The sequence below is a fragment of the Cupriavidus sp. JZ107 genome, from assembly GCF_053903255.1.
Genome location: NZ_CP096481.1, coordinates 3,240,085 through 3,265,954, shown reverse-complemented (window position 1 = coordinate 3,265,954; position 25,870 = coordinate 3,240,085). Strand labels below are relative to the sequence as shown.

The 25,870-nt window shown below is 69.6% G+C and carries 26 protein-coding genes; 11 read left to right on the top strand and 15 right to left on the bottom strand.

The features are described from left to right. The first annotated feature begins 35 nt into the window (after window positions 1-35). Together lipA and M1D55_RS24340 are read left to right on the top strand one after the other, a co-directional pair. A complete protein-coding gene (gene lipA / locus M1D55_RS24345) occupies window positions 36-1,034 on the top strand; it encodes a lipoyl synthase (protein WP_006577815.1) in 999 nt (332 codons plus the stop codon). Window positions 1,035-1,089: 55 nt separating this feature from the next. Further along, entirely contained in the window at window positions 1,090-1,695 is a 606-nt protein-coding gene (locus tag M1D55_RS24340; protein ID WP_197498312.1) for a MarR family winged helix-turn-helix transcriptional regulator, read from the top strand. Here M1D55_RS24340 and M1D55_RS24335 read toward each other — a convergent pair. After that, window positions 1,692-3,338 carry an alkaline phosphatase family protein gene (locus M1D55_RS24335; protein WP_064574872.1) on the bottom strand — a complete coding sequence of 549 codons (1,647 nt, stop codon included), beginning with the start codon at window positions 3,336-3,338 and terminating at the stop codon, window positions 1,692-1,694. The two genes, M1D55_RS24340 and M1D55_RS24335, sit on opposite strands and share 4 nt — an antisense overlap. A gap of 35 nt (window positions 3,339-3,373) precedes the next feature. Beyond that, a complete protein-coding gene (locus M1D55_RS24330; protein WP_261668765.1) occupies window positions 3,374-4,363 on the bottom strand; it encodes a tripartite tricarboxylate transporter substrate-binding protein in 990 nt (329 codons plus the stop codon). A 286-nt stretch (window positions 4,364-4,649) separates the two neighbouring features. Here M1D55_RS24330 and pxpB point away from each other — a divergent pair, with 286 nt between their 5' ends. The 3 genes from pxpB (at window position 4,650) to pxpA (ending at window position 7,232) form a co-directional block, all read left to right on the top strand. Continuing rightward, window positions 4,650-5,348: a 5-oxoprolinase subunit PxpB gene (gene pxpB, locus M1D55_RS24325; protein WP_456282031.1), complete on the top strand. Its 699-nt coding sequence runs from the start codon at window positions 4,650-4,652 to the stop codon at window positions 5,346-5,348. Further along, the gene (locus M1D55_RS24320; protein WP_456282030.1) at window positions 5,345-6,424 is read left to right on the top strand and encodes a 5-oxoprolinase subunit C family protein; all 1,080 of its coding nucleotides are present in this window, start codon (window positions 5,345-5,347) and stop codon (window positions 6,422-6,424) included. Before pxpB ends, M1D55_RS24320 begins: the two co-directional genes overlap by 4 nt. A 73-nt stretch (window positions 6,425-6,497) precedes the next feature. Next, window positions 6,498-7,232, top strand: a complete 735-nt coding sequence (pxpA, locus tag M1D55_RS24315; RefSeq protein WP_456282029.1) for a 5-oxoprolinase subunit PxpA — start codon at window positions 6,498-6,500, stop codon at window positions 7,230-7,232. Between the two features lie 359 nt (window positions 7,233-7,591). Here pxpA and M1D55_RS24310 read toward each other — a convergent pair whose 3' ends face one another. From M1D55_RS24310 to M1D55_RS24290, 5 genes are all read right to left on the bottom strand, one after another. Then, complete coding sequence (locus M1D55_RS24310) at window positions 7,592-8,827, bottom strand: VanZ family protein (protein WP_456282765.1); 1,236 nt, start codon at window positions 8,825-8,827, stop codon at window positions 7,592-7,594. Between the two features lie 76 nt (window positions 8,828-8,903). Continuing rightward, window positions 8,904-9,530, bottom strand: a complete 627-nt coding sequence (locus M1D55_RS24305; protein WP_456282028.1) for an ABC-type transport auxiliary lipoprotein family protein — start codon at window positions 9,528-9,530, stop codon at window positions 8,904-8,906. Between the two features lie 29 nt (window positions 9,531-9,559). Then, window positions 9,560-10,519, bottom strand: coding sequence for an MlaD family protein (locus M1D55_RS24300; protein WP_006579623.1), 960 nt, complete (start codon window positions 10,517-10,519; stop codon window positions 9,560-9,562). Then, window positions 10,519-11,385 (bottom strand): ABC transporter ATP-binding protein, encoded by an 867-nt coding sequence (locus tag M1D55_RS24295; RefSeq protein ID WP_232206196.1) that lies wholly within the window; start codon window positions 11,383-11,385, stop codon window positions 10,519-10,521. The genes M1D55_RS24300 and M1D55_RS24295 overlap by 1 nt, the downstream gene beginning before the upstream one ends. Next, the gene (locus tag M1D55_RS24290; protein ID WP_006579621.1) at window positions 11,382-12,506 is read right to left on the bottom strand and encodes an MlaE family ABC transporter permease; all 1,125 of its coding nucleotides are present in this window, start codon (window positions 12,504-12,506) and stop codon (window positions 11,382-11,384) included. The genes M1D55_RS24295 and M1D55_RS24290 overlap by 4 nt, the downstream gene beginning before the upstream one ends. Before the next feature lie 129 nt (window positions 12,507-12,635). Between M1D55_RS24290 and M1D55_RS24285 the strand changes: the two genes are divergently transcribed. Continuing rightward, entirely contained in the window at window positions 12,636-13,574 is a 939-nt protein-coding gene (locus tag M1D55_RS24285; RefSeq protein ID WP_456282027.1) for a biotin--[acetyl-CoA-carboxylase] ligase, read from the top strand. Then, the gene (locus M1D55_RS24280) at window positions 13,571-14,458 is read left to right on the top strand and encodes a type III pantothenate kinase (RefSeq protein ID WP_456282026.1); all 888 of its coding nucleotides are present in this window, start codon (window positions 13,571-13,573) and stop codon (window positions 14,456-14,458) included. The genes M1D55_RS24285 and M1D55_RS24280 overlap by 4 nt, the downstream gene beginning before the upstream one ends. A gap of 44 nt (window positions 14,459-14,502) precedes the next feature. On the opposite strand, the gene rfaE2 is transcribed toward M1D55_RS24280, so the two are convergent. From rfaE2 to M1D55_RS24245, 7 genes are all read right to left on the bottom strand, one after another. Next, window positions 14,503-14,997, bottom strand: coding sequence for a D-glycero-beta-D-manno-heptose 1-phosphate adenylyltransferase (gene rfaE2, locus M1D55_RS24275; protein ID WP_456282764.1), 495 nt, complete (start codon window positions 14,995-14,997; stop codon window positions 14,503-14,505). 25 nt (window positions 14,998-15,022) lie between these two features. Then, a complete protein-coding gene (locus M1D55_RS24270) occupies window positions 15,023-15,886 on the bottom strand; it encodes a ferritin family protein (RefSeq protein WP_006579757.1) in 864 nt (287 codons plus the stop codon). Window positions 15,887-16,060: 174 nt separating this feature from the next. Further along, the gene (locus M1D55_RS24265; RefSeq protein ID WP_232206213.1) at window positions 16,061-17,263 is read right to left on the bottom strand and encodes a patatin-like phospholipase family protein; all 1,203 of its coding nucleotides are present in this window, start codon (window positions 17,261-17,263) and stop codon (window positions 16,061-16,063) included. Between the two features lie 47 nt (window positions 17,264-17,310). Beyond that, window positions 17,311-18,327, bottom strand: a complete 1,017-nt coding sequence (locus tag M1D55_RS24260; RefSeq protein WP_456282025.1) for a PhaM family polyhydroxyalkanoate granule multifunctional regulatory protein — start codon at window positions 18,325-18,327, stop codon at window positions 17,311-17,313. 68 nt (window positions 18,328-18,395) lie between these two features. After that, complete coding sequence (locus M1D55_RS24255) at window positions 18,396-19,271, bottom strand: enoyl-CoA hydratase/isomerase family protein (protein ID WP_006579915.1); 876 nt, start codon at window positions 19,269-19,271, stop codon at window positions 18,396-18,398. A gap of 165 nt (window positions 19,272-19,436) precedes the next feature. Then, window positions 19,437-20,420 carry a fumarylacetoacetate hydrolase family protein gene (locus M1D55_RS24250; RefSeq protein WP_006579914.1) on the bottom strand — a complete coding sequence of 328 codons (984 nt, stop codon included), beginning with the start codon at window positions 20,418-20,420 and terminating at the stop codon, window positions 19,437-19,439. An 87-nt stretch (window positions 20,421-20,507) separates the two neighbouring features. Next, entirely contained in the window at window positions 20,508-21,548 is a 1,041-nt protein-coding gene (locus M1D55_RS24245) for a Bug family tripartite tricarboxylate transporter substrate binding protein (RefSeq protein WP_232206192.1), read from the bottom strand. Between the two features lie 257 nt (window positions 21,549-21,805). Between M1D55_RS24245 and M1D55_RS24240 the strand changes: the two genes are divergently transcribed. From M1D55_RS24240 to M1D55_RS24225, 4 genes are all read left to right on the top strand, one after another. Next, window positions 21,806-22,639 carry an IclR family transcriptional regulator gene (locus M1D55_RS24240; protein ID WP_006580140.1) on the top strand — a complete coding sequence of 278 codons (834 nt, stop codon included), beginning with the start codon at window positions 21,806-21,808 and terminating at the stop codon, window positions 22,637-22,639. Beyond that, window positions 22,599-23,702: a DUF3108 domain-containing protein gene (locus M1D55_RS24235; RefSeq protein WP_456282024.1), complete on the top strand. Its 1,104-nt coding sequence runs from the start codon at window positions 22,599-22,601 to the stop codon at window positions 23,700-23,702. The genes M1D55_RS24240 and M1D55_RS24235 overlap by 41 nt, the downstream gene beginning before the upstream one ends. Window positions 23,703-23,916: 214 nt before the next feature. Then, window positions 23,917-24,723 (top strand): 3-oxoadipate enol-lactonase, encoded by an 807-nt coding sequence (pcaD, locus tag M1D55_RS24230; protein ID WP_064574892.1) that lies wholly within the window; start codon window positions 23,917-23,919, stop codon window positions 24,721-24,723. Between the two features lie 300 nt (window positions 24,724-25,023). Beyond that, complete coding sequence (locus M1D55_RS24225) at window positions 25,024-25,281, top strand: BTH_I0359 family protein (RefSeq protein ID WP_006579976.1); 258 nt, start codon at window positions 25,024-25,026, stop codon at window positions 25,279-25,281. 104 nt (window positions 25,282-25,385) lie between these two features. On the opposite strand, the gene M1D55_RS24220 is transcribed toward M1D55_RS24225, so the two are convergent. Beyond that, window positions 25,386-25,778, bottom strand: coding sequence for a rhodanese-like domain-containing protein (locus M1D55_RS24220; protein ID WP_006579975.1), 393 nt, complete (start codon window positions 25,776-25,778; stop codon window positions 25,386-25,388). Window positions 25,779-25,870: the final 92 nt, after the last annotated feature.

Genomic DNA, 25,870 nt, shown 5'->3' with positions numbered 1-25,870 from the left:
CGACCTATGCGCGCGGGGAGCGCGCGGAGAACACCATGAGCGACGCCCTGATCGCCACCTCGAATCCCCAAGGCGATGCCGCCCAAGGCGCGGCCTACGACCCGACCCGCAAGCAGAAGTCGGCCGACAAGACCGCCCGCATTCCGATCAAGATCGTCCCCGCCGAAAAGCTGAAGAAGCCGGACTGGATCCGCGTGAAGGCGGCGACCGGCAATTCGCGCTTCTACGAGATCAAGGACATCCTGCGCGCCAACAACCTGGTGACGGTGTGCGAGGAAGCGAGCTGCCCGAACATCGGCGAATGCTTCGGCAAGGGAACCGCGACGTTCATGATCATGGGCGACAAGTGCACGCGCCGCTGCCCGTTCTGCGACGTCGGCCACGGCCGCCCGGACCCACTCGACGTCAACGAGCCGCTGAACCTGGCCAAGACCATCGCCCAGCTGAAGCTGAACTATGTGGTGATCACCAGCGTCGACCGCGACGACCTGCGCGACGGCGGCGCCCAGCACTATGTGGACTGCATCAGCAAGACCCGCGAGCTGTCGCCGATCACCCGCATCGAGGTGCTGGTGCCCGACTTCCGCGGCCGTCTCGACAAGGCGCTGGACATCCTCCAGGCCTGCCCGCCGGACGTGATGAACCACAACCTGGAAACGGTGCCCCGCCTGTACAAGCAGGCCCGTCCCGGCGCCGACTACGCGCACTCGCTGAAGCTGCTGCAGGAGTTCAAGCGCCGCAATCCGGACGTGCCGACCAAGTCGGGCCTGATGGTGGGCCTGGGCGAGACCGACGAGGAAATCCTCGAAGTCATGCGCGACATGCGCGCGCACGACATCGACATGCTGACCATCGGCCAGTATCTCGCTCCGTCGAACCACCATCTGCCGGTGCTGCGCTACGTCCATCCCGACACCTTCAAGATGTTCGAGGAAGAGGCCTACAAGATGGGCTTCACCCACGCCGCGGTCGGTGCCATGGTGCGCAGTTCCTACCATGCCGACCAGCAGGCGCACCAGGCCGGCTTCGCCTGATCCCGCCCGGCGCCCGTTCGCGGCGCCGGATGTTGCCTTGCCTTCTTCCGATCCCGTGGCAGACGACGCAGGCGCCAGCCGCCTGCGCGCGCCGCGCGATATCACCGATCTGCTCAATTTCCGTCTCGCGGCGCTGGTTGGCGCCAGCGGCGCGGCGGTGATCCGCCTGTGCGAAGGCCAGTACGGGGTGTCGCGCCGCGAGTGGGCGCTGCTCGGGCTGCTGGCCATGCGCGGCGCGCAGGCGCCGTCGGAGATCGCCGACCAATGCCATCTGGACCGCACGCGCGTATCGCGGGCGATCACGCGCCTGACCGCCAAGGGTTTGATCCGGCGGCAGACGCTCGACGGCGACCGCCGCCGCGCCAGCGTCGCGCTGACGCCGGCGGGGCAGGCGCTCTACCGGCAGCTGTTCGACGAGGTGGCGGCGATCAATCGGCGCCTGGTCGAGACGCTATCGAATGAAGAACTGGCGACGCTGGACACGCTGTTGACCGCGCTGACCGAGCAGGCCGTCCGCGTCAAGCGGCAGGTCGCCACCACGGTCAGCACCAACCGCTGGCGTGGCGGCGGCGCGCGGCGTCAATGGACCGCGCCGGAAGACCAAGCCGAGGCTGAGTCGGAGATGGACCCCGCCTCGGACGAAGACAGCGCCGCCCGCTAGCGCAGCGCCTCGCGCGCGCCGCGCCATTTCTCGTGCAGCAGCTCCTCCGGCAGCTCGCTCTCGTCCCAGAATCCCAGCAGGATGCCCTTGCGCACCGATGCGCCGCGCATCGCGGCGATGCGTTCATCGCTGATCGCGGTTCGCTGCGACTGCCGTAGTCCCCATTGCGCGAGCGCGAGATACATGCGCTCGCATTGCGCCTGGTGGGCGGGATCGGCGCCGAGGTCGTGCAGCTCGTGCGGGTCTTCGGCCAGATCGAACAGCATCGGCCGGAAGCCGGGCGCGTGAATGTACTTCCAGCGTGCGTCGACGACCATGAACAGCCGCGCATCGAGCGGCGCGACGCCCAGCGATACCGCGGCACCGGTCGCCGAATAGTCGTATTCGCTGATCGCGTAGCGGCGCCAGTTCGCCGGCGCCTGTCCGTGCAGCCAGGGCTGCAGCGCACGTCCCTCGAGCCGGTGCGGTTGCGGCGCGCCGCCGCAGGCCTCGACGAAGGTCGGCACCAGGTCGATCGCCTCGACCAGCGCATCGCAGACCGAGCCGCGCGTCGCGTCGGCCGCCGGCGAGGGGTCGACGACGATCAGCGGCAGCCGCACCGACGGCTCGTGGAACAGGTCCTTCTCGCCCATCCAGTGGTCGCCCAGGTAGTCGCCATGATCTGACGTGAACACGATCATCGTGTCGTCGAGCAGCCCCTTGTTCTCGAGGAAGCGCGTCAGCACGCCGATCTGGTCGTCGATCTGCGTGATCAGGCCCATATAGGCGGGAATCACCGCCTCGCGCACCTCGTCGCGCGAAAACGCCCGGCTGACGCGCGAGTTCAGGAAGGCCTGATAGATCGGATGCGGCTGCGCGCGCTCGGCCTCGTTGCGCACCGGCGGCGGCACGTCGGCGGCCCCGTACATCGCGTGATAGGGCGCCGGCGCGATGCAGGGCCAGTGCGGCTTGATATAGGAAAGATGCAGGCACCACGGCGCGTCGCCGGCCTGGTCGATGAATTCCATCGCGCGCCGCGTCATGTACGGCGTTTCGGAATGCTCCTCGGCCACGCGCGCGGGCCGGCTCGAATTGCGCAGCAGCCAGCCCGACAGCAGATTGCCGTTCTCGTCCTCGCCGGCGTTGGCCCAGTCGTCCCAGCCGTCGTCGCCGGCATAGCCGAGCTCGCGCAGATAGTCGTTGTAGCGCACCGGCTTCGGATCGTAGCGGCCGGCCGGGCCGCTGCCGTGCAGGCCGTCGTCGCGCTCGTACGGATCGAAGCCGCACTCGGCCACGCGCGTGCCGATCAGCGAGGTCGGATCGATGCCGAGCCGCGCCATGCCCTCGGTGTCGGCCGCCATATGGGTCTTGCCGACCAGCACGGTCTGCCGGCCGAGCGGGCGCAGATAGTCGCCCAGCGTCATCTCGCCGACCTTCAGCGGGAAGTTGTTCCAGGCGGCGCCGTGCGAATCGACATAGCGGCCGGTGTAAAAGCTCATCCGCGACGAGCCGCAGATCGTCGATTGCGCATAGGCGCGCGAGAAGCGTACGCCGCGCGCTGCCAGTGCGTCGATGTTGGGCGTGCGGATGGTCGGATGCCCGGTGCAGGACAGGTAGTCCCACCGCAGCTGGTCGCACATGATGAAGAGAATATTGCGGGCCATCGCCGTCACTCCTTGCTGTTGCGTCCGGCCGGACCTTATTGCTGGAAGCCGCTGCGCTTGACCACCGGCTGCCACTGGGCCTTGTAGGCCTTCAGCATGTCCGCGGTCTGCTGCTGCGTGCTGGCCACCGGCTGCATGTTGGCGGCGACGAAGCGCTGCTGTACCGCCGGGTCGGACATCACGCTGTGGATCGCCGCCGACAGCGCCTTGACCTTGTCCGCCGGCATCGACTTGGGCGCGAAGAACGCGTTCCAGCCGTCGGCGGCCAGATCGATGCCGGTCTCCTTCAGCGTGGGGATGTCCTTGGCGAACGACGAGCGCGTCTTGCCCGAGACCGCGAGGATCTTCAGCTTGCCGCTCTGATGCAGCGACAGCACGGCGTCGAGCGTGTCGACGCCGACCGGCACCTGGCCGCCCAGCATGTCGGTGGCCAGCGGCGCCGAGCCCTTGTAGCCGACCACGTCGCCCTTGACGCCGGCGCGCTCGGCCAGCATCAGCGCGAAGAAGTGGGGCAGGCTGCCGGTGGCCGGCACGCCGAAGAACGCCTTGCCGGGATTGGCCTTGAGCCACGCCACCAGGTGCGACATCTCGCGCACCGGCACCTGCGGGCCGGTGATCACGGCGAAGTCGTAGGTCGAGACCTGCGACACCGGCACGAAATCCGCGTCGGGATCGTAGCTGGTGTCCTTGAACACCAGCGGGGCGACCGTCATCACCGCGGGATTGCCAAGCATCAGCACGTTGTCGGCGGAAGCGGCGTGCTTTAGCTGCTGCGCGGCGAGCCGGCCGCCGGCGCCGGCCTTGTTCTCGACCACCACGGTGACGCCGTACTTCGCCTGCAGCGCCTGGCCGACGATGCGCGCGGCACGGTCCGAGGCGCCGCCCGGCGCATACCCGACGACAAAGCGCAGCGGCCCGTCGATCTTGTCGATTTTCTGTGCCAGCGCGGCGGGCGCGGCCGCGCTCAGCAGCGCGACGGCCAGCGCCGCGCGGCGGGCCTTGCGGGCCAAGGTTGCGAATGTCATGGCGTCTCCGTGAGGGTCCTTTCTGCGAGGATGCGGGCAAATTTAAGCGGGACATCGACGATTGATCTAATCAACTATCGTCGCGCGCCGCTATGGAAAACCCTAGGCGCCGGCATGGCGACACAGGTTTCGCAAAACTCACTTTCTCGATAAATTGCCGATAAGACGCATCGGGCGCTCCGCCGCGCATATTGGAGGTGCATTCCGGAGCTGCATTCCGGAGCTGCATTCCCCAACTACATTCCCTGACCCCGCGCGCCTCCTGAATTCCGGACCGACCACCATCATGGCTAGTTGCACGATCCACCGCCTTGCCGAGCGCGCGCTGCTGTGCAGCGTGCCGCCACCCGCGTCGCTCGACGTGCAGCGCCGTTTCTGGGCGATGGCCGATGCCGCCGGCGCCTGGCCCGGCGTCGTCGATGCCTATCCCGGCATGAACAGCCTGACGGTGCTGTTCGATGAGGGCGCCGACCCGCTCGCGCTCGAAGCGCGGCTGGCGCAGGCGTGGGAGCGCCCCGACAGGGAAGGCGACGGCAGCAACGCCAGCAGCCATGTCGGCGGCCGCGTCGTCGAGATCCCGGTCCGCTACGGCGGCGACGATGGTCCCGACCTGGCCGACGTGGCCGCGCATACCGGCCTGACGCCCGAGGAGGTGGTGCGGCGGCACAGCGCGGGCAGCTATACCGTCTACTTCCTCGGCTTTCAGCCCGGCTTCGCCTATCTGGGCGGGCTCGACCCGGCGCTGGCCACGCCGCGGCGCACCGAGCCGCGGCTGGCGGTGCCGGCCGGTGCGGTCGGCATCGGCGGCGAGCAGACCGGCGTCTATCCCGCAGCCGCGCCCGGCGGCTGGCAATTGATCGGACGTACCGAGTTGCCGCTGTTCCTGCCCGAGCGCGATCCGCCCTCGCTGCTGACGCCGGGCGATACCGTGCGCTTCGTTGTCGCATCGGTTGCCGAGCCACTCGCCAAATCGGTGCGCCCATGATCGAGATCCTTCGCCCCGGCGCGCTGGCGTCGATCCAGGACCTGGGCCGCAACGGCATGCGGCGGTTCGGCGTCGGCGGGGCCGGCGCGCTCGACACCGTCGCGCTGCGGGTCGGCAATCTGCTGCTGGGCAATGACGCCGGCGCGGCGGCCATCGAATTGACGCTGGGCCGCGCCACGGTCCGCTTCCACGCTGACCTGCGGATCGCGCTGACCGGCGCCGAATGCCGTGCCGACCTCGACGGCGAGCCGGTCTGGTGCTGGCATGCGTTCGACGTGCGCGCTGGCAGCACGCTGACGCTGCCGGCGCCTCGCGGCGGCACCCGTACCTATCTGTGCGTGGCGGGCGGCATCGACGTGCCGCTGGCGATGGGCTCGCGCAGCACCGATCTGAAGGCCGGCTTCGGCGGATACCAGGGCCGCGCGCTGCGGCGGGGCGATCGGCTCGCGGCGCTGCGGCCCGGCCCGGGTCCGGCGCCATTGCCGCGGATCGGCGTGCTGGCGCCCCCGTGGGCGTTGCCTTCGCCGTCGTCAGCAGCATCCAACGCAGCATCCGCTGACGGCCGCGCGCTGCCGATCCGCATGCTGGCGGGGCTGGAGTACGATCAGTTCGAGACCGAGGCCCAGCACGCGCTGTGGCAGGCCGACTGGACCGTCACGCCGAACAGCAACCGCATGGGGTTCCGGCTCGAAGGGCCGGCGCTGGCCCGGCGGCGCGGCGCACCGGAACTGCTGTCCCATGGCGTGGTGCCGGGCGTCATGCAGGTGCCGCCCGGGGGCCAGCCGATCGTGCTGATGGCCGATGCGCAGACCACCGGCGGCTATCCGAAGATCGGCGTCGTCATCGAGGCCGATCTGTGGCGCCTGGCGCAGGCGCCGCTCGGCGCGGCGGTGCGCTTTCACCGCGTCGGCTTCGAGGAGGCAGAGGCCGCGCGCATGCAGGTGCAGACCTATCTGCGCCAGGTCGCGCAGGCGGTGGCATGGCAATCCGAGGCGCGGACCGGGGCGCAGGCGCCGGCCGCGCGGCGGCGCGCGATGACGCGCCGGCTGTCACCGGCCGGTGCCACGCTGCCGTGACGCGAGAGCGCCAACGTACGCAGCGAACCAGAAGAACGCAACGAAACGACCGAACCCATCCTGGAGGCCCGTCATGCAGATCGATCTGAACGCCGACCTCGGCGAAGGCTGCGGCAGCGACGAAGCGCTGCTGGCATTGATCAGTTCGGCCAATATCGCCTGCGGCTGGCATGCAGGCGACGCGGCCACCATGCTGCAGACCGTGCAGTGGGCACTGGCCAAGGGCGTCGCCATTGGCGCGCACCCCAGCTATCCCGACCGCGAGAATTTCGGCCGCACCGAGATGCGGCGCGACCCGCGCGACATCTATGCCGACGTGCTGTACCAGATCGGCGCGCTCGCGGCGATCGTCAAGGCCCAGGGCGGCCGCCTTGCCCACGTCAAGGCGCATGGCGCGCTCTACAACCAGGCCGCGCGCAACCGCGCGCAGGCGCAGGCAATCGTCGACGCGGTACGCGATTTCGACCCTGAGCTGGTTTTCTTCGGCCTGGCGGGCAGCGTGATGATCGAGGTCGCGCGCGAGGCGGGCCTGGCGGTCAAGGAAGAGGTCTTCGCCGATCGCGGCTACAACCCCGACGGCTCGCTGGTCCGCCGCGGCACGCCCGGTGCGCTGCTCGACGACGACGAGGCCGTGCTGGCGCAAACGCTGTCGATGGTCCGCGAGCGCAAGGTGCGCGCGATCGACGGCCAATGGATCCCGATCCAGGCCGATACCGTCTGCCTGCACGGCGACGGGCCGCATGCGCTGGCCTTCGCCCAACGGATCCGCGATCGTCTGCGGGAAGAGGGGATTGCCGTGCGGGCTTAGGCAGGCGATATTCTTGCTCGAATTGCCCTGGACTTGCGCGGCGGGTCGAACGGCTGTTGCCTGTGCCGATTTGCCACTTAAACTTCGTACGTTGCAGACAAGCGCGGACGATTGTAGAGGTCGTCAGTATGACGGCAGCCTCGACAGGTGGGCTCCTCGAGTCCGGGGTCTGCAACACTTCCTCCAACGCCCCCGATACAAGCACGATTTGAAGGGCGATCTCTGCTCAGTGCTGCGATGACGCGCCGACATTCGCGTTGGCTGCCGAAACAGTCGCAGGCTGCCGCCGTCTTCCGGTTCTGGAATATGTGAAAACGGTGACGTCGCAGGAAGGGCAATGGGGGACAGCGCTACGTCGTCTAGCCGTCTGCCCGCGGCGCCCCGCGCCGCCTCCGCCGCTCCCTTCGCCGCGTGAGCCCGAACTGCTCGACGCGCCAGGCCAGATAGCAGAAGGCCAGAAACGGCCACAGCCATCCGAGCCATTGGGCCAGGCCGTTGAAATGGACGAAGCGGCCGAGCCGCCAGCCCTGTTCGGAGACCCAGGCATAGGGATTGGGCGGCAGCACGTTGGTCAGGATCACCAGCGTCAGCAGCGCGCTCATCGCCAGGATGCCGCGCAGCGGGCGTGGCAGGCGCACCAGCAGCACCAGCGCCAGCGTGCCGGTCACCAGTGCGTAGCGGCCGCCTTCGGACAGCCAGTTGAAGGCGTTGTCGGCGGGAAACTGCAGTTCGGCGGCGAGCCCCTTGAGCAGCAGCGTGGCGGCCAGCAGGCCGGCGAGGATGCGCAGCGTCGGGGCCTGCCGGCGCATTGCCACCGAGGCGAACAGGCCGGTGCCGACCCACGCGCAGCCGGTCACCAGCGATTCGAGCAGCTGGTGCTGCTGCATGTCGTCGGGGCGCAGGCCGATGTCCTCCTGCAGCCGCAGGAAGCCCGGAAACACCCACTGCACCAGCTGCATCGGCCACGACTCGGGATTGGTCAGCCATTGCCGCACCAGCCCGCCCATGCCGAACAGATGCTCCTGCGGAAAGATCTGCGCGAACGGCCACAGCAGGATCAGGATGATCGCGAAGCTGGCGTGCGACTCGAACCAGGCGATGCGCAGGCGCCGCAGCGTGCCGCGATCGATCATCGCGCTGGCGAACGGCGCCATCATCGTGCCGCCGAGCAGCGCGCCCAGCGCATTGGTCATCAGATCGATATTCGATGGAATGCGGTTCGGCAGCCAGGTCTGCAGCGCCTCCATCGCGCCGGACAGCACGATGCCGGCAGCGAACGCCAGCAGCGCGGCGCGCGCGCCCGTCACGCGCGGATGCAGCGACAGCACCACCAGCGCGCCGAACGGGCAATAGCCCAGCACATTGGTCAGCAGATCGAAGTCGGTGATGTAGCGTGGCTTGGGCGCGTTGAGGAAGGCCCACGGCGAGATGCCGTTGTCGGTCCAGCCGGTGAACGGATACAGGCTGGCGTAGATCATCAGCAGCGTCAGGCACAGCAGGCCGAAGCGCGCCAGCGGCGAATGGCGCAGCATGGCCGCGTTCTCCGGCGGCGCCGCGCCGAGGCGCGGGTCCGGAGGAACGGGAGACGGTGGCAGGTCGTGCTGTTTCATGATGCTGCTTGCGGGCGTACCGGCCCGGCGTACCGGCTGGCGTACCCGCTGATGTATCGGCTCATCGTACCGGCAGCGTCGCCACCCAGTCGATGATCGCCGCGATCACGGCATCGGTGCTGCCGGCCAGCGCGCGCACGCCGCCGGCGCCGTCGGCGCTGGGGGCGGGCTGCTCGGCGGTGAAGGTCTTCTGGCCGACCATGCCGTTGCGCAACACGGTGGCGCGCACCTGCACCACGCCCCGGCTGCTGTCGGCGCTGTCGAAGACCTGCTCGAAGTCGACGATATCGACCTTCAGCGCGGGCGCCTGCGTATCCCCGGCCCAGGTCAGTTCGCCGCGTGCCGACACCGCTTCGCGCAGCCGTTCGTCGAACAGCCGCACCGGCGACATGATCCAGCGCTGCGTCGCATAGGGCTGCAGGCGCTCGGCCTGCGCATAGCGCAGCCGGTAGTGGATCGCGTTGCCGTCCAGCCAGGACGGGCCATCGGTGGACAGCACGCGCAGCCGCGGCAGCGTCTTGCCCTGTGCCGGCGAGGCGGCCGGCGGGCCGAGATCGTAGGTCGTGCTGTGCGGCGTGGCCGGCAGCAGAGAGCAGCCGGCCAGCAGCGAGGCGGCCAGCATCGCGCCGGCGCCCGGACGCAGCAGCGCGGAAAGGTTGGCGAGGCGGGACAGGACGGCGTCGGTCATGGGCATCGGTTCCCGGTGCAGGATTGGATTCACGGTGCGGTCCCCGCCGAGGGCGCGCTGAAGCCGTCCTCGCCGGGACCCGGCGGGGTCGCCGAGCCGCCGAACAGCACGCTCTGCGGCCGCTCGTTGAACTGGCCGGCGGCGCGGTCCAGGCTGCGCACCGTCTGCCGCGCGTCGCGCGCGAGGCCGTTGAGCTGCGGCAAGGTCTGGTCGTTCAGATTGTTGGCCGCGTGCTCGACCGAGCCGGCCGCGGCGCGCAACTGCTGGCCGACGCCGTCGACCGTGCGCATCAGCGTGCCGTCGGGGCTGCCGAGCTCGCGGGTCAGCTGTTGGGTCGACTTCAGCGTCGCATTCAGGTTCGCGGTTACCTGCGGCAACTGCCGCGCGGCCGGTTCGATCGCACGGGCCACGCGCGCATAGTCGTCAACGCCCTCCTTGATCGAGCGGATCGTCGTCATCAGCTCGCGCCGGTTCTCGCCCTGGAACATGTCGTTGAGCGAGGCCATCAGCGATTCGACCTGCGTCAGCAGCGAGTCGCCGCGCCGCTCCAGTTCCTCGAAGAAGCCCGGCCGCATCTGGATGCGGGCGACCGCGCGCGGCGAGGTCTCCAGCGGCGGCGACGGCGCGGTGCTGCCTTCCTGCGCGGCGGTATCGTCCAGCTGCACGTAGGCGATGCCGGTCACGCCCTGCAGGCCCAGCGTGGCATAGGTGGTGCGCGTGATCGGCGCCTCCTTGTCGACGCTGATGCGCACGATGATCTGCCCCGGCACCGACGCATCGAAGCGGATCGACTCGACCCGGCCCACCGTCAGGCCGCGGTACTTGACGTCCGCCTGTGGCCCGAGCCCCGTCACGGTCGAGCGCGTGACCAGGTCGTAGGGCACGCGTTCGGTGTGGTCGGTGCCGAACCAGAACAGCGCGAACAGCACCAGCACGGCCAGGCCGATGGTGAACACGCCGGCGAGAAAGGCGTTCGACTTGTTTTCCATCACGACTCTCCAGCGTGGCCGGACACGGCCGCCACGTCCGATGCAGGGTGGGCGCCGCCGGGCAGCGCGCTGAGCGCACGCTGGCCGCGTTCGCCGAGAAAATATTCGCGGATGAAGGGATGGTCGATCTTCACCAGCTGCGGGATCGGCAGCGCCGCCAGCACCTTGCGGTCCGCCAGCACCGCGACGCGGTCGGACAGCGCGACCAGCGTGTCCAGATCGTGCGTGACCATCACCACCGTCAGCTTCAGCTCGCGCCGCAGTTCGCGGATCAGCGCGACATAGTCGTCCGATGCCATCGGGTCCAGGCCCGCGGTGGGCTCGTCCAGGAACACCAGTTCCGGCTCGAGGGACAGCGCGCGCGCCAGCGCCACGCGCTTGATCATGCCGCCGGACAGATCGGCCGGCATCTTGTCGGCGTCGCGCGCCGACAGGCCGACCAGTTCGAGCTTGAGCAGCGACGCCTCGCAGATCAGATTGTCGGGAAGGCAGCGAAGTTCACGCAGCGGCAGCGCGATATTGTCGATCACCGACAGCGACGAGAACAGCGCGCCGCGCTGGAACTGCATGCCCCAGCGGTTGCGCATCCATTGCAGCCGCGCGGGGTCGAGGCCGGCGAGGTCTTCGCCGAACAGCCGGATGGTGCCGGCGGTGGGGCGCTCCAGGCCGACGATCTGGCGCAGCAGCACGGTCTTGCCGGTGCCCGAGCCGCCGACGATCGACAGCACCTCGTCGCGATAGACCTCCAGATCCAGGCCGTCGTGCACGACGGTATCGCCGAAGCGCTTGACCAAGCCCCGTACCTCGATGATCGGCGTGCGACCCCGTTGCACCGTGTCGCGGCCGGTATCGACGATCGCCGTCATATGCCGACATCCTTGAACAGGATCGCGAAGATCGCATCGGCCACGATCACCACGGTGATGGCGGTGACCACCGACGCGGTCGTGCCTTCGCCCAGGCTCTGCGTATTGGGCTTGATGCGCAGGCCGAAGTGGCACGCGGTCAGCGCGATCAGCATGCCGAAGGCCACGCCCTTGCCCAGGCCAAGCCACAGGTTGGCGACCGGCACCGCGTTGGGCAGCTCGCGCAGGAAGAACACCGGGCTCAGGCCCAGCTGCATGTTCGAGGCCACCATGCCGCCGATCAGCGCCAGCAGCGCGGTCCAGGCGACCAGCAGCGGCATCGCCACCGCCAGTGCGATCGCGCGCGGCATGATCAGCCGGAAGCTGTGCGAGATCCCCATCACCCGCATCGCGTCGAGTTCCTCGGTCACGCGCATCACGCCGATCTGCGCGGTGATTGCGGAGCCCGAACGGCCGGCCACCAGGATCGCGGCCAGCACGGGCCCGAGCTCGCGGATCACCGACAGGCCGAGGATATTGACGATGAAGACACTGGCGCCGTAGGTGCGCAGCTGGTTCGCCAGCAGATAGGCCAGCACCACGCCGATCAGGAAGCCCACCAGCGCGGTGATGCCCAGCGCCTTGTAGCCGATGCTGTAGACGTTGGCCGAGATCTCGCGCCACGGGCCGCGCCGCGGCGCGGCGGCGAAGCGCAGCAGGTCCAGCGACAGCTGGCCGAGCATCGCGACGCCGTTGCCGAGCTGCGAGAACAGCGACAGCATCGACGCGCCGAGCAGCGTGACCGGGTTGAAGCGGTCGACCATCCGTTTTTTCCAGCCGTGCCGCCGCACCGCGGCGATCCGCTCGAACGCGCGGCGCTGGCCGTCGGTGGCCTCGAGATGGGCCGGAAAGCGCTCGCCCCAGGCCTGCCACAACAACTGCGCGCCGATATGGTCGAGCCGGCCGATGCCGCCCAGCTGCCAGCGCGCCGTGCCGGGAACGAGGGCCTGCAGCTGCCGGCGCAGGTCATGGGCGCAGCGCTCCTGCGCCAGCGACAGCGCGGTCCAGTCTCCCTGCAACTGCACGGCGGCGGTGCCGTCCTGTTGCGTGACAGCGATGTCCGGCTTCGTATAGCGTTCCAATGGCTGACCGATGTAAGGTGCGAAAGCCGATTTTAAGCCACGCGCCGGCGGGCGCCAAAGTGGACGCGGCTACAATGCGCATGGCCCGATATCGTCGGCCGCCGCCGATTTGCTGCCTCCTCCGCCCGCATGACCGCCGCCCCCACCGATTTCCCGGCCGATTCCTCCGCCGATTCCTCCGCCGATTCCTCGGCCGATTCCCCCGCGCCTTCGTCCTCCTTGCCGCCTGCCTGGCGCATCGATCCGGTACGCCTGCGGGCCGCGCTGGTCGAGGACGCGGCGCGGTGGCAGCTCGAGATCGTCGACGAGACCGGCTCGACCAACGCCGATCTGGTCCAGGCCTGCCGGCGCACGCCGTGGGCCGACGGCGACATGCTGCCGGCCGCCATGCTGCGGCTCGCCTACCGGCAGACCGCCGGACGCGGACGCCAGGGGCGGCCCTGGCAGGGCCAGGCCGGCATGACGTTCTCGGTCGCGCTGCCGCTGGCGCTGCCGCCGGCGCGGCTGGCCGGGCTGAGCCTCGCGGTCGGGCTGGCGCTGGCCGAGGCGCTGAACGACGTCGACGCGCGGCTGGGCAAGGCGGTCGGCCTCAAATGGCCGAACGATCTGCAGATCGACGGCCGCAAGCTGTCGGGCATCCTGATCGAGTCGGTGCCCGCGGGCCCGCAGCGGGTATGGGCCGTGGTCGGCATCGGCCTGAACCTGGTGCGCGATGCCGCGATGGAGGCCGCGCTCGGACGGTCTCTGGCAGGCGTCACCGAATGCATGGACAGATTCGATCCGAAGCATGGGCCGACCGATCTGCTGGCCGCGGTGCTGAACCGGCTGGCCGCGATGCGGATCGCGTTCCTTGCCGACGGCTTCGCGCCGATGGCGCGGCGCTGGTCGGCGCGCGACGCCTATCGCGACCAGCCGGTGCGGCTGCTGCACGACGGCGCGGTGCAGGCCGAGGGCATGGCGCGCGGCGTCGATGGCGAAGGTCATCTGCTGCTGGAGACGGCAAGCGGGTTGCAGCGGATCGCCTCTGGCGAACTGTCATTGCGGCCTGCCGGCGAGGGGACGCGATGAGCGCGAACCACGATGCGCAAGCCAGGGCGAGCGGCACCGTGTTGCTGATCGATATCGGCAATACGCGCCTGAAGTGGGCCTGGTGCAGGGCGGCTCCGCTCGATGCCTCGCCCACCGGCGCGCTGCCGGTGCCGTGGCGCGCGGGCGGCGCCTGCGTCCATGAAGCGCTGCCCACGCTGGCGGCGGACTTGCGCCAGCTGGCCGATGCCGAAGGCGCACCGCGCGGTGTCTGGATCAGCAACGTGGCCGGCCCGGTCATTGCGGCCGAGGTCGACGCCTTGCTGGCCGATGTCTTCGGCACTCCGCCGGCGGTGCACTGGGCCCGCGCCACCGCGTCGCACGGCACGCTGGACAACGGCTATCGCGAACCGAGCCAGCTGGGCGTCGACCGCTGGATCGGCGCCATCGGCGCGCGCCACCATCTGCGCGACGGCCATCTGCTGATCGTCACGGCCGGCACCGCGACGACGATCGACGTGGTGCTGGCTTCGGATGGCAGTGGCAGTGGCAGTGGCAGCGGCGAAGGCACGCCAGCGCGCTCGCGCTTCGCCGGCGGCATGATCCTGCCGGGCCTGGCGCTGATGATGGGATCGCTGGCGCGCAATACCGCGCAGCTGCCCGCGGTCGAGATTTCCGAGGCCCAAGCCGCCGCGGCGTGGGCGGACAACACCCGCGACGCGATCGCCGCGGGCTGCCTGGCGGCGCAGGCCGGCGCGATCGAACGGGCCTGGAGCGCGCTGACGCGGCGCGGTCCGGCCCGCTGCCTGCTGTCGGGCGGCGCGCGCGAGGCGCTGGCGGGCGCGCTGACGCTGCCGTTCGAGCGGCACGAGAACCTGGTGTTGCTGGGTTTGTCGGTGATGGCCGCGCAGCAGCGCGCGATTTGAAGGCCCACGCCGCTCGATGGGCGTGAGACCGGCAGCGGGCGGCCTCAGCCGCCTCGCCGGACCTTGTGCAGCAGCTTGGTGGTCGAGCGGTCGTGCAGGAAGGGGATCGCGTGGGCCTGGCCGCCCCAGCCGCGCACCAGCCGGGTCTCTTCGAGCGTATCGATGTCGTAGTCGCCGCCCTTGACGTAGATGTCGGGGCGTACCAGCCGGATCAGCTCGACCGGCGTCTTCTCGCCGAACATCAGCACCAGGTCGACCGATTCGAGCGCGGCCAGCAGCGCCATGCGGTCGGCCTCGCCATTGAGCGGGCGGTCGTCGCCCTTGCCCAGCATCCGCACCGAGGCATCGCTGTTGACGCCGACCACCAGGCAGGCGCCAAGCTGGCGCGCCTGGGCCAGATAGGTGGCATGGCCGCGATGCAGGATGTCGAACACGCCGTTGGTAAACACCATCGGGCGCGGCAAGGCCGCCAGGCGCCGTTGCAGCGCCTGGGGATCGTCGGTCGAGGCGAGCTTGGCCTCGAAGGCCGGAGGGGACAGCGTCATCGCAAGGACGGCGCCGGCGTCAGGCTTCGGCGGCGGTGGTGCCGCCATTGGCCTGCAGCCGCGCGTTCAGTTCCTTGCGATAGCGGTTCAGGTCCTGCACGGTCTCGAAGGTGCGCTCGAACAGCAGCGACATGTTGTGCAGGATGCGTTCGATGACCTTCTTCTCCCAGCCTTCGTCGAAGCGGATCTGCTTGTCCAGCCAGTGCTCGAGCCAGTCCGGGTCGGGCAGGCGCGACTGCACGGTGTCGTTCGGGAACAGCGCCTTGTTGACGTGCAGGTTGGTCGGGTGCAGCGGCTTCTCGGTGCGGCGCGCCGACGCCATCAGCACGCCGATCTTGGCGAAGGCCGAGCGCGCGTTGTCGCCGAACTGGTTCAGGTACTTCTTCATGTAGCGCAGGTAGGCGCCGCCATGGCGCGCCTCGTCCTGCGACAGCGTGCGGTAGATATGCTTGATCACCGGCTCGGTGTGCCATTCGGCGGCACGGCGATACCAGTGGTTCAGGCGGATTTCGCCGCAAAAATGCAGCATCAGCGTTTCGAGCGGCGGCGCCGGATCGAATTCGAAGCGCACGGCGTGCAGTTCTTCCTCGGTCGGAACCAGATCCGGGCGGAAGCGGCGCAGGTACTCCATCAGCACCAGCGAATGCTTCTGCTCCTCAAAGAACCACACGCTCATGAACGCCGAAAAGTCGGAGTCGTGGCGGTTGTCGCGCAGGAACATTTCGGTGGCCGGCAGGGCGGACCACTCGGTGATCGCATTCATGCGGATGGTTTTCGCCTGATCGTCCGTCAGCAGGCTGGCATCGAAGGAATCCCAGGGGATGTCCTTGTCCATATGCCATCGGACCGCTTCCAGCGATTTGAACAGTTCGGGGTAGAGCATGGTAAGCCTTTGAAATTACGGGCAGATTCTACCAGATGCGAATCATTCCTATAGACCTTTTGCTGGCCGTTCGCAAGTTGCCGTGCGACCGGTTCGATGCCGCCTCCCAATGGCGGACCGGGCAGCAGCCTGCCGAAGTCAGCTGTCGCCACTGTGAAAACCGCGAAAACGGCGTCAGGCCAGCGCCGAGGCGGGCGGGGAGCCTGCCTCGCTGATCGCCGGCGCGCTGCTCGCGGCCGGCGTGCCGGGGATCACGCCATAGAGGAAAGCGGCCAGTTCGTCGCCCTGCGCCTGCGCATCGCGCTCGCCGAGTGCGATCAGCGCCTGCGTGAACTCGGGCTCGAACAGCAGGTAGCTAGCAAATGCCGCGCCTTTCGCCTCGGTGCCGCCCAGCGGGGCCAGCAGCGCGCGCACGGTGCGGGGCAGCCGCTTGACGTGTTCGATCGCCAGCGCCTCGATCGGCTCGCTCGGCGCGATCGTCATCACCTGCACCGGCCGCCACCCTTCGCGATCGTTGGCGATCTCGGGCATGCGCGAGAGCAGCGTGTTGATGTGCTGCAGCCGCTCGAGGTCGGTCGACAGGCCGTCCAGGAAGATGCTGGCCAGCGCCTGGCCGCCGACCTGCGCCAGCGACGGATAGCCGCCCGCCGGCACGGTGTCGTACCAGCCGGCGCGCGGCGCCGAGGCCGCGCCGATGGCCAGGATGCGCGAGGCGCCGAGGTGGATCGCCGGGGACAGCGGCGACATCTGCCGCATGGTGCCATCGCCGAACCACTCATGATGGCCGTCCAGCTCCAGCGGCGTGGCGGGAAACAGGAAGGGGATCGACGACGAGGCCAGCAGATGGTCGACGCCGATGCGCGCCTCCACCGCCAGTCGCTGGCTGCGGCGCCAGGGCTGGATGCGGCGGTGCGACTGGTAGAAGGTCACGTGCCGGCCGGTCGAATACGACAGCGCGGTGATCGCCAGTGCCTGCAGGTGGCCGGCGTCGAGGCTGGCCTGCACGCGCTCGGGATCGAACAGTTCGCTGAGGAGGCTGTCCAGCGGCTTGTTGTCGAACAGCGCGCGCGGCGCGTGCTGCAGCGCCCAGCCGACCGCCAGCGCCGACAGCCAGCGTGCGCCCGAGATGCCGACGCGCAGCACGTCGGTGCGGTAGACGTCCTCGGCATGGATGCTGGACCACAGCGCGGCCAGCGTTTCGGTGGCGCGATCGAAGTCGCCGGCATCGATCGCCAGGCCCGCGCCGTTGATCGCGCCGGCCGAGGTGCCGCAGACCACGTCGAAGGGATTGCGCGTCCCCACGCCATGGCGGGCGGCGATGCGTGCGATGCCGCGCAGCACGCCGGCCTGGTAGGCGGCGCGCGCGCCGCCGCCCATCAGGATCACCGCGGTGGTCTTGCTCGCTGCCAAGGCGCCTCCGGGTGTCAGTGTCCGTTGTTGGCCTTGCCACGGCGCGCGGGCTTCGCGCTCTTGCCGGCCGGCGCCGCGCCATTCGAGGGGCCATTCGAGGGGCCATTGGTGGCGCCGTTGGTGGCGGCATTGGTGGCGCCATTCGTGCCGGCATTCGCGCCGGCCTTCGCACCGCGGCCTGTCCCGCCCGTGGTGCCGTCGTTTGCCGCGCGGGTCGCCCTGCTGCCCGCGGCCTTCGCCGCCGTCCTGGTGCGGCCCTTGGCCGTCGGCTTCGCGGAGCCCGTGCCGGACTGCGCCGGCTGTTCCGGTTCGCTCGCGCCCGCGGTACCCGCCTGGCCGCTGCCCTGGGCCGCCGCGCCGGTGCCCGGCTGGCCGGCGCCGAAGGCGCCCAGATTGTTCAGCGACGCGAGGCTCGCGGCGGCGGCGCTGCTGGCGATCTGGTTGAACTGCTGCTGCAGCATGTCCCACCACAGATTGGCCTGCGGCGGGGGCGAGGCATTGGCGGACTGCGATGCCCTGGCTCGTTGCGCGCCGGGTTCAGGCGGCGCTTCGTGGTCCGGCGCAGCCTGGTCGCCATCCTCGTCCTGATCCGGCGTCGCTTCCATCTCCGCCATGTCCGCCAGATCGCTCGGATCGATGCCCTCCGCGCCCGCCGCCGGCTGGGCGGGGGGCGCTGAAGCCGGACGCCGCGGCGGCGCCGCGCTCGGCGCGTTGGCCGCGCGCGCGACGTTTTCCATCGCGCTTTGCAGCGCCTCGGGCGACAGCGCCTCGCCGACCGTCTTCAGCGCGACCAGCGTCGCGCGCTGGACCTCGAGCCCCTGGATCGTCGTCCGCAGCAGGTTCGCGTTCAGCTGCAGCCAGCTTTCGACCGCCTTCAGGTCATGGATGCGCTTGTCGACCTCGTCCAGATCCATCGGCGGCGTCATCGCCTGCAGGCCCGGCATCAGCCCGGTCGGCATGCCCGCCGCGTTGCCCCACATCTTGCGCAGAAATTCGAAGCCGTCGTTGAAATCGGGTATCTGTCCAAACATGGTCTGTGCTCCGCGGTGGGGCCATCGTCATTGGGTGGCGCGCTGACTGTCCGGCTGCACGCTCCGGCTTACGCGCCGAAGCGCGGCGGCCGTTTCTCGCGCAGGCTGGCCACGCCTTCGCGGACATCGGGTCCGGCGAAGCCCATGAACTCGAGCGCCAGCGAGGTATCGAAGGCGGGCCCGGCCATGCGCAGCCAGTTGTTCAGCGCGTACTTGGTCCAGCGGATCGCGCTCTGCGATCCTTCGGCGAGCCGGTTGGCGATCTCGAAGGCCTTGGCCACCAGCTCGCTCTCGTCGACCGCCAGCGAGACCAGGCCGATGCGCTCGGCTTCCTCGCCGCTGACCGACTCGCACAGCATCAGATAGTACTTGGCCTTCGCCATGCCGCACAGCAACGGCCAGACGATCGCGGCGTGGTCGCCCGCGGCAACGCCCAGCCGCGTATGGCCGTCGACGATGCGCGCGGTGCGCGCCGCGATCGAGATATCGGCCAGCAGGCCGGCGACCAAACCCGCGCCGACCGCGGGACCGTGCATCGCCGAGACCACCGGCTTGTCGCAATTGATCACGTTGTAGACGAGGTCGCGCGCCTCGTGCCAGACGCGCGAGCGGGTCTCGAAATCGTTGGCCATGTCCTCGACCAGCGCCAGGTCGCCGCCGGCCGAGAAGCCCTTGCCCTCGCCGCGGATCAGCGCGACCCGGATCTCGGGATCGGCCGACACATCGCGCCAGATCTCGGCCAGCTCGCGATGCATGTTGGCGTCGGCGGTGGCCAGCTTGCGGTTGGCCGATTGCTGCGCGCCCATCACGATTTCGAGAATGGGGCCGTGCTGGCGCAGCGTCAGCGCCTGATAGCGGTCGTAGCGCGAGGAAGGGGCGGTGCCGGTAGTGGCTGGATCAGTGGCTGGATCGGCGGCTGGGGTGGCGGCTGGGGTGGTGGACATCGCGGGTGGGCTCCTGGCGGGTGGAGGAAGGCGCGGCAAGCCGCCGCGCGCACCCGGCAGGGAGAAAATCGGCGCCCGCTGAAGGCCTGCGCGAATTCCCCAACCGGGCGGTCGGGGAATTATAGGCTGATCGCCGCGGCGATCGGCCGCCAGCCGAGCCCGCGCTCAGGCCGGCGCCGCCACCACCTGGTCGATCGCGCCAAAGATCGAGCGGCCCTGGGCGTCGAACATCTCGATCTTGACCGCGTCGCCGTACTGCATGAAGGGCGTCACCGGCGCGCCGCTCTCGATCGTTTCCAGCGTGCGCTTCTCGGCGATGCAGCAGTAGCCCTTGCTGCGGTCGACGTTGGAGATCGTGCCCGAGCCGACGATACTGCCGGCCCGCACATTGCGCGTCTTGCAGATGTGGGCGATCAGCTGGCCGAAATCGAACACCATATCGGTGCCGCAGTCGGGCCAGCCGACCTTCCTGCTGTTCCACCAGACCGTCAGCGGCAGATGGACCTTGCGTTCGCGCCAGGCGTCGCCCAACTCGTCGGGCGTCACCGCGACTGGCGAGAACGCGGTGGCCGGCTTGCTCTGGAAGAAGCCGAAGCCCTTGGCCAGTTCGGCCGGGATCAGGTTGCGCAGCGACACGTCGTTGGCCAGCACCAGCAGCCGGATGCCCTCGGCCGCCTGCTCGGGCGTGGCGCCCATGCGTACGTCGCCGGTGATCACCGCGACCTCGGCCTCGAAGTCGATGCCCCAGGCCTCGCTGGCGCAGACGATGTCGTCGCAGGGGCCGAGCAGATCGTCGGCGCCGCCCTGGTACATCAGCGGGTCGGTCCAGAACTCCGGCGGCATCTCGGCGCCGCGCGCGCGGCGCACCAGCTCGACGTGATTGACGTAGGCGGAGCCGTCGGCCCACTGGTAGGCGCGCGGCAGCGGTGCCATGCATTGGCGCGGATCGAATGCGAATGGATGCCGGGCGCGGCCGGCGTTCAGCGCGTCGTACAGATCCTGCAGCTGCGGCGCGAGGAAGTGCCAGTCGTCCAGTGCGGTCTGCAGCTTGCCGGCGATGTCGGTGGCATAGTGCGCGGTCTTCAGGTCGCGCGACACGACCACGAGCTGTCCGTCGCGCGAGCCGTCCTTCAGGGTGGCCAGTTTCATCGGGATTCCTGCATCAAGAACGACGCCGGCATGGCGCCGGCGTCCGGATGGGGGATGGCGCCGGCTGTGCCGGCCGCCGCGAGGCCGTCAGTCTACCGTGATGCCCTTGGCCTTGATCAATTTGCCCCAGCGCTCGGCCTCGCCGCGCGCATACTGCGCGAACTCGTCGGGCGTGCTGGAGACCGGCTCGACGCCGATGCCCTCGAAGCGCTTCTGGACCTCGGGCTGCTTCAGCGCCTTGACGAGCTCGGCGTTCAGCCGGCTGACCACCGGCTGCGGCGTGCCGGCCGGCGCGACCACGCCCTGCCAGGCATAGGCCTCGAAGCCGGCGACACCGCCCTCGGCCACCGTCGGCACCTGCGGCAGCGCGGCCAGGCGCTTCGGCGTCGCGCTGCCGAGCGCGCGCAGCTTGCCGCCGAGCACGTTCTGCTGGCCGGCCGCCAGATCGAGGAACATCAGGTCCACCTGGCCGGCCAGCAGATCCTGCACGGCGGGCGCCGCGCCCTTGTACGGCACGTGGGTCATGCGGATGCCGGTCTGCTCCATGAACAGCTCCATCGCCAGGTGGTGCGGGCTGCCGGCGCCCGGCGAGGCGAAATTGACCTTGTCCGGGTTCTTGCGCGCGTAGTCGACCGCCTCCTTCAGCGTGCGCGCCGGGAAGTTCGGATTGGCGACCAGGATCAGCGGGAATCGGGCGATCATGCCGACATGGACGAAGTCCCTGGCGGGGTCGTACGGCAGCTTGCGGTACAGCGACGGATTGGCGGCCAGCGTCGCGGTGTCGGCGGTCAGGATCGTGTAGCCGTCCGGCTTGCTGTGCGCGACGGTGTCGGCGCCGACGATCGTGGCCGCGCCCGGCCGGTTGTCGATCACCACCTGCTTGCCCAGCGCGGGCGAGACCGCCTGGGCCAGCGTGCGCGCCACCACGTCGGTGCCGCCGCCGGCCGGATAGGGCACGACCCAGCGCACCGGCTGGCTCGGCCAGGCAGGCTGCGCCGCGGCTGGGCGAGGCAGGGCGGCGGCGATGGCCGCCAGCGCGCCGGCGCTCAACACGGCGGCGTTCAGCAGGCGACGCAGGATCGGCAGGGAAAGGCGCGCGGTGGGCGCAGCGGCGAGCGGGGCTGGCATGCGGGTCTCCGGGATGTAGTTGTACGGGCATGGTGCCGGTTCGGGCGTGGTCGGGCACGCCTTGCGCAGTCTAGCGACGGATTAAAAACTGGTAAATCGATTTCGCTATAGTAAATTTACGGATCGAGGCGTAGCGCGACGTGACGGAATCGAACTATATTGCCGCGCTTGCCTGCCGCTCGTTTGGCAAGGCGCCGCATGCCGGCGCGGCAAACGCGCCCTGACTCCCGTCCATCCCGCCCGTCCCGATTCGACGCATGACCGACCTAGAAGAAGACGACGCCAAGCTGCGCACCGGCATCCAGTCCATCGAAGTGGGCTTCCAGCTGCTCAAGGCGCTGGCCGCGTCGCCGCGCGCGATGATGCTGCGCGACCTGGCCGCCGCGGCCGACATGAATCCGGCCAAGGCGCATCGCTATCTGGTCAGCTTCCAGCGTCTGGGCATGGTCGCGCAGGACCCGGTCAGCGGCCGCTACGACCTTGGCCCCTTCGCGCTGCAGCTGGGGTTGGCCGGTCTGAACCGGCTCGATCCGGTCAAGAAGGCGCGGCCGATCCTGTCCCAGCTGCGCGACGACATCGACCAGACCGTCGGCATCGCGGTCTGGGGCAACCACGGGCCGACCGTGGTGCACTGGGAGGAGTCGAGCCATCCGGTCACCGTCAGCCTGCGCCTGGGCGACGTGATGCCGATGCTCAATTCGGCCACCGGACGGCTGTTCGGCGCCTATCTGCCGCGCCAGCAGACGCTGCCGCTGATCGAGCGTGAACTGAACGAGCGCCGCGACGACAATCTGCCGGACCTGCCGCGCTCGCTGGCAGACTACGACGCGGTGTGCGCCGACGTGCGGGCGCACGGCGCGGCGCGCACGCTGGGCGGCGTGCTGCCCGGCATCAACGCGATCTCGTTTCCGGTATTCGATGCCAGCGGCCATGTCTCGATGGCGCTGATCGTGTTGGGCGCGCAGACGGTATTCGATGCAGAATGGGGCGGAGCGATCGACCGCCAGGTGCGCGGGATCGCACACCGGATCTCGACGGAGCTTGGATATCTTGGCGGGACCCCGCCGACCGGAACCGCCGGTCACGCCTGACGCAAAACGCGCGCGCCGCCTGCGCTGGGCGGTCGCGCTGGCCGTCGTGCTGATCGCCCATGCGGTGGTGCTGATCGGACTGGTGCGGATGCCCGGCCCGCTGATTCCGCTGGACGCGGTCGACACGCCGGCCCTCGAGGCGATCCTGCTGCCGCCCAAGCCCGTTGCCGTGGCACCGACCCCGCCGCCGCGTCCCCGTCGTTCCCCTCCCAAACCCGCTCCCGCGCCGGCTGCCACGCCGGAACCTGAACCCGCTGCCGAACCGGCGCCTGGTCCGCCGGCGCCCACCGAAGCGCCGCCGCTGGCGACCTCGCCTGGCGGTGCGGGCAGCGTCGCGGCCGGAGGCGGCGCGGGCGGCGCGGGCGGCGCGGGCGGCACGGGTATGGGTCCGGGTTCGGCCCCGGCGCCGGCCCCGGCCGATGCGCTGCGCTACGCCGCGCCTCCGTCGGCGACGCTGCGCTACGCCAGCTTCGTCAACGGCGTCGAGAACCCCGACGGCACCATCCGCTGGCAGCACGGCGGTGGGCGCTACCAGCTGTCGGTCGAAACCCGCATGCTGTGGTTCCGCTTCGCTTTCCACAGCACCGGCGCGCTGGGCGAGCAAGGGCTGGCGCCCGAGCGCTACGTCGAGGAGCGCCGCAAACGCAGCCAGGTGACGCGCTTCGACCGCGCCGCCAACGCGATCGTGTTCGAGTCGCGCGGCGGCCAGGCGCCGCTGCCCGACGGCGCGCAGGACCGCTTCAGCGTGTTCCTGCAGCTGGTCGGCCTGGTGCGCGGCAATCCACAGCGCTATGCCGCGCCGGTTGTCACCGAGACGTTCCAGGTCGCCGACACCAGCGATGTCGAGCCGATGCGGGTCCAGTATGTCGGCGAGGAGGACATCGAGACCGGCGCGGGGTTCGTGCGCGCCAAGCACTTCATCCGCCTGCCGCGGCGCGCGGACGACCGCCGCCGCGTCGAGGTCTGGCTGGCGGAATCGGTCGGCTGGATGCCGGTCAAACTGCGGCAGACGGAGCCCGACGGCACGCAGATCGATCTGGTACTGCGCGGCGCCGAGCCCTAGTCTGGAAGGATCGGAGCCGACCGGCGTGCCTGCCGCGACGCTCCCGCGCGATGCGTCGCCGCCGACCCACCCCGACAGGAGGACACCGATGACCGACACCTTGCCGCCCACCACCACGCCTGACGCGGCTGCGGGATCAAGCCCGGGATCAAGCCGGGAATCAAGCGCAGGCTCCAGCTCCGCCGCCCACCCGCCGGCCTCCGAAACCCATCGCGTGATCGCCGGCGACGTGACGCTGCACGCCCGCATCGACGGCACCGAAGGCCCGTGGGTCGTGCTGTGCCACGGCCTGGCCTGCGATCACACGCTGTGGGATGCCACCGCGGCCCATCTGGCACCGCGCTATCGGGTGTTGCGCTACGACCTGCGCGGCCACGGCCGCAGCGACGCGCCGGTCGGGCCCTATTCGATGCTGCGCATGGCCGACGACGTGGCCGCGCTGATGGACGGACTGGACGTGCCGCAGGCGCATTTCGTCGGCATTTCGCTGGGCGGCATGATCGGCCAGACGCTGGCCGTCCGCTATCCGGAGCGGCTGCACTCGCTGACGCTGGTGGACACGGTCTGCCGCACCCCGCGCCAGGCCCATCCGATGTGGCACGAGCGCATCGGCCACGTCGAGGCACACGGGATGGCCGGAGTGCTCGATGCGACGCTCCAACGCTGGCTGACCGCCCCGTACCGGGCCGCGCACCCCAATCAGGTCGAGCGGATCCGGCAGATGGTGCTCGCCACGCCGGTCCGCGGCTATGTCGGCGCCTGCCTGGCGATTCTTGGCTTCGACCAGGCCGATGCGCTCGCCCGCATCCATTGCCCGACGCTGGTGGTGGTCGGCGACAAGGACCAGGGCTGTCCCGTGGCCGACTCCAGGGCCATTGCCGATGGCATCCCGGCCGCCCAGTTCGAGGTGTTGCCGGACGCCGCCCATTTGTCGCCGATCGAGCAAGCGGAGCGGTTTCATGCCGTTCTCGACGCTTTTCTGTGCAAGGCGGCATGCGGGGCACAGTGCGACACGCCGTGAGCGTCGCCGGACCTGTCGAGCGGTCGTTCCGGCGGCCTTCGTAGGCGTCGAGTACACGCTTCGTAGGACAAACCCTCTTTTCGGCAGAGGAAACGAACTTGCCGCCTCGGGGACGGCTCCAACCTGATGAGCGGGCGCAACGGCAACGGGCACCACGCCAGCGCCCAGCGAGGCATGCGCTTGAAAAGCGTCTTCATGCCCTCAGCTTGGAGGTGAAATCGCGGAAGGAAGCCGGCGCTCCCACCGGCTGCCGCAAGAATCAACAAACCTTCCGCCCGTCCCATAGCCCGGAGGTGCGCCATGCAAATGATCTATAACAGCGACAACTACTGCATCGTGGAGTTTGGTGCCGACGTCGAGCATGCCCCCCTTGCCTCCGGCGGTTACGAGATCGTCGACAAGAACATGAAGCGCGAGATCTTCCTTGGCGGCCAGTTGGCCGAGCATTTCCGCGCCGATGTGCAACGTCTGATCGAGAGCGAACCGTCCGTGGAAGAGGTCGACGAATTTCTTGGCAAGTTCGATACGGTAATGACGCACTCGCTGGCGATGCACTGACGACGCACCGCTGCTGCAAAAAACCCGCGCCACGGCGCGGGTTTTTTTATCGGGGTTGCGCATGCGGGCGGGTCAGCACGCCGCCACCCCGCCGGGCCAGTCTCTCAGTACTGCTCCCACGGCAGCCCTTCGAAGCGCCAGCCGTTGACCGTATTGCGGTGCCGCTGCGCGTCCAGATCGCCCTCGAAGCCGTGCAGCACGTTATAGACGGTGGTGAAGCCGGCGCCTTCGAGCGCCTGCGCCGCGGCCGTCGAGCGGTTGCCGCTGCGGCAGATCAGCAGCACCGGCCGCGCCGACGCCTGTCCGGCCAGCTTCTTGACCGCCTGCACGAAGTGCGGATTGACCTCCCAGTCCGGACCGTCGTTCCACGGCACGTTCAAGGCGCCGGTCGGATGGCCGACGAACAGGTATTCCATCTCGCTGCGGCAGTCGATGAACAGGGCGTCGGGGTGTTCGGCCAGCAGGGCCTGGGCCTCTTGCGGGGCAAGGTGTTGCATGTGGTGTCCGGCGGTGTCGGTCGGTGGGTCGATCTGCCCGAGTGTAGGCGCGGGCAAGGAAGCCCGGCAAGGGCCGGCAAGGTGCCGTAACT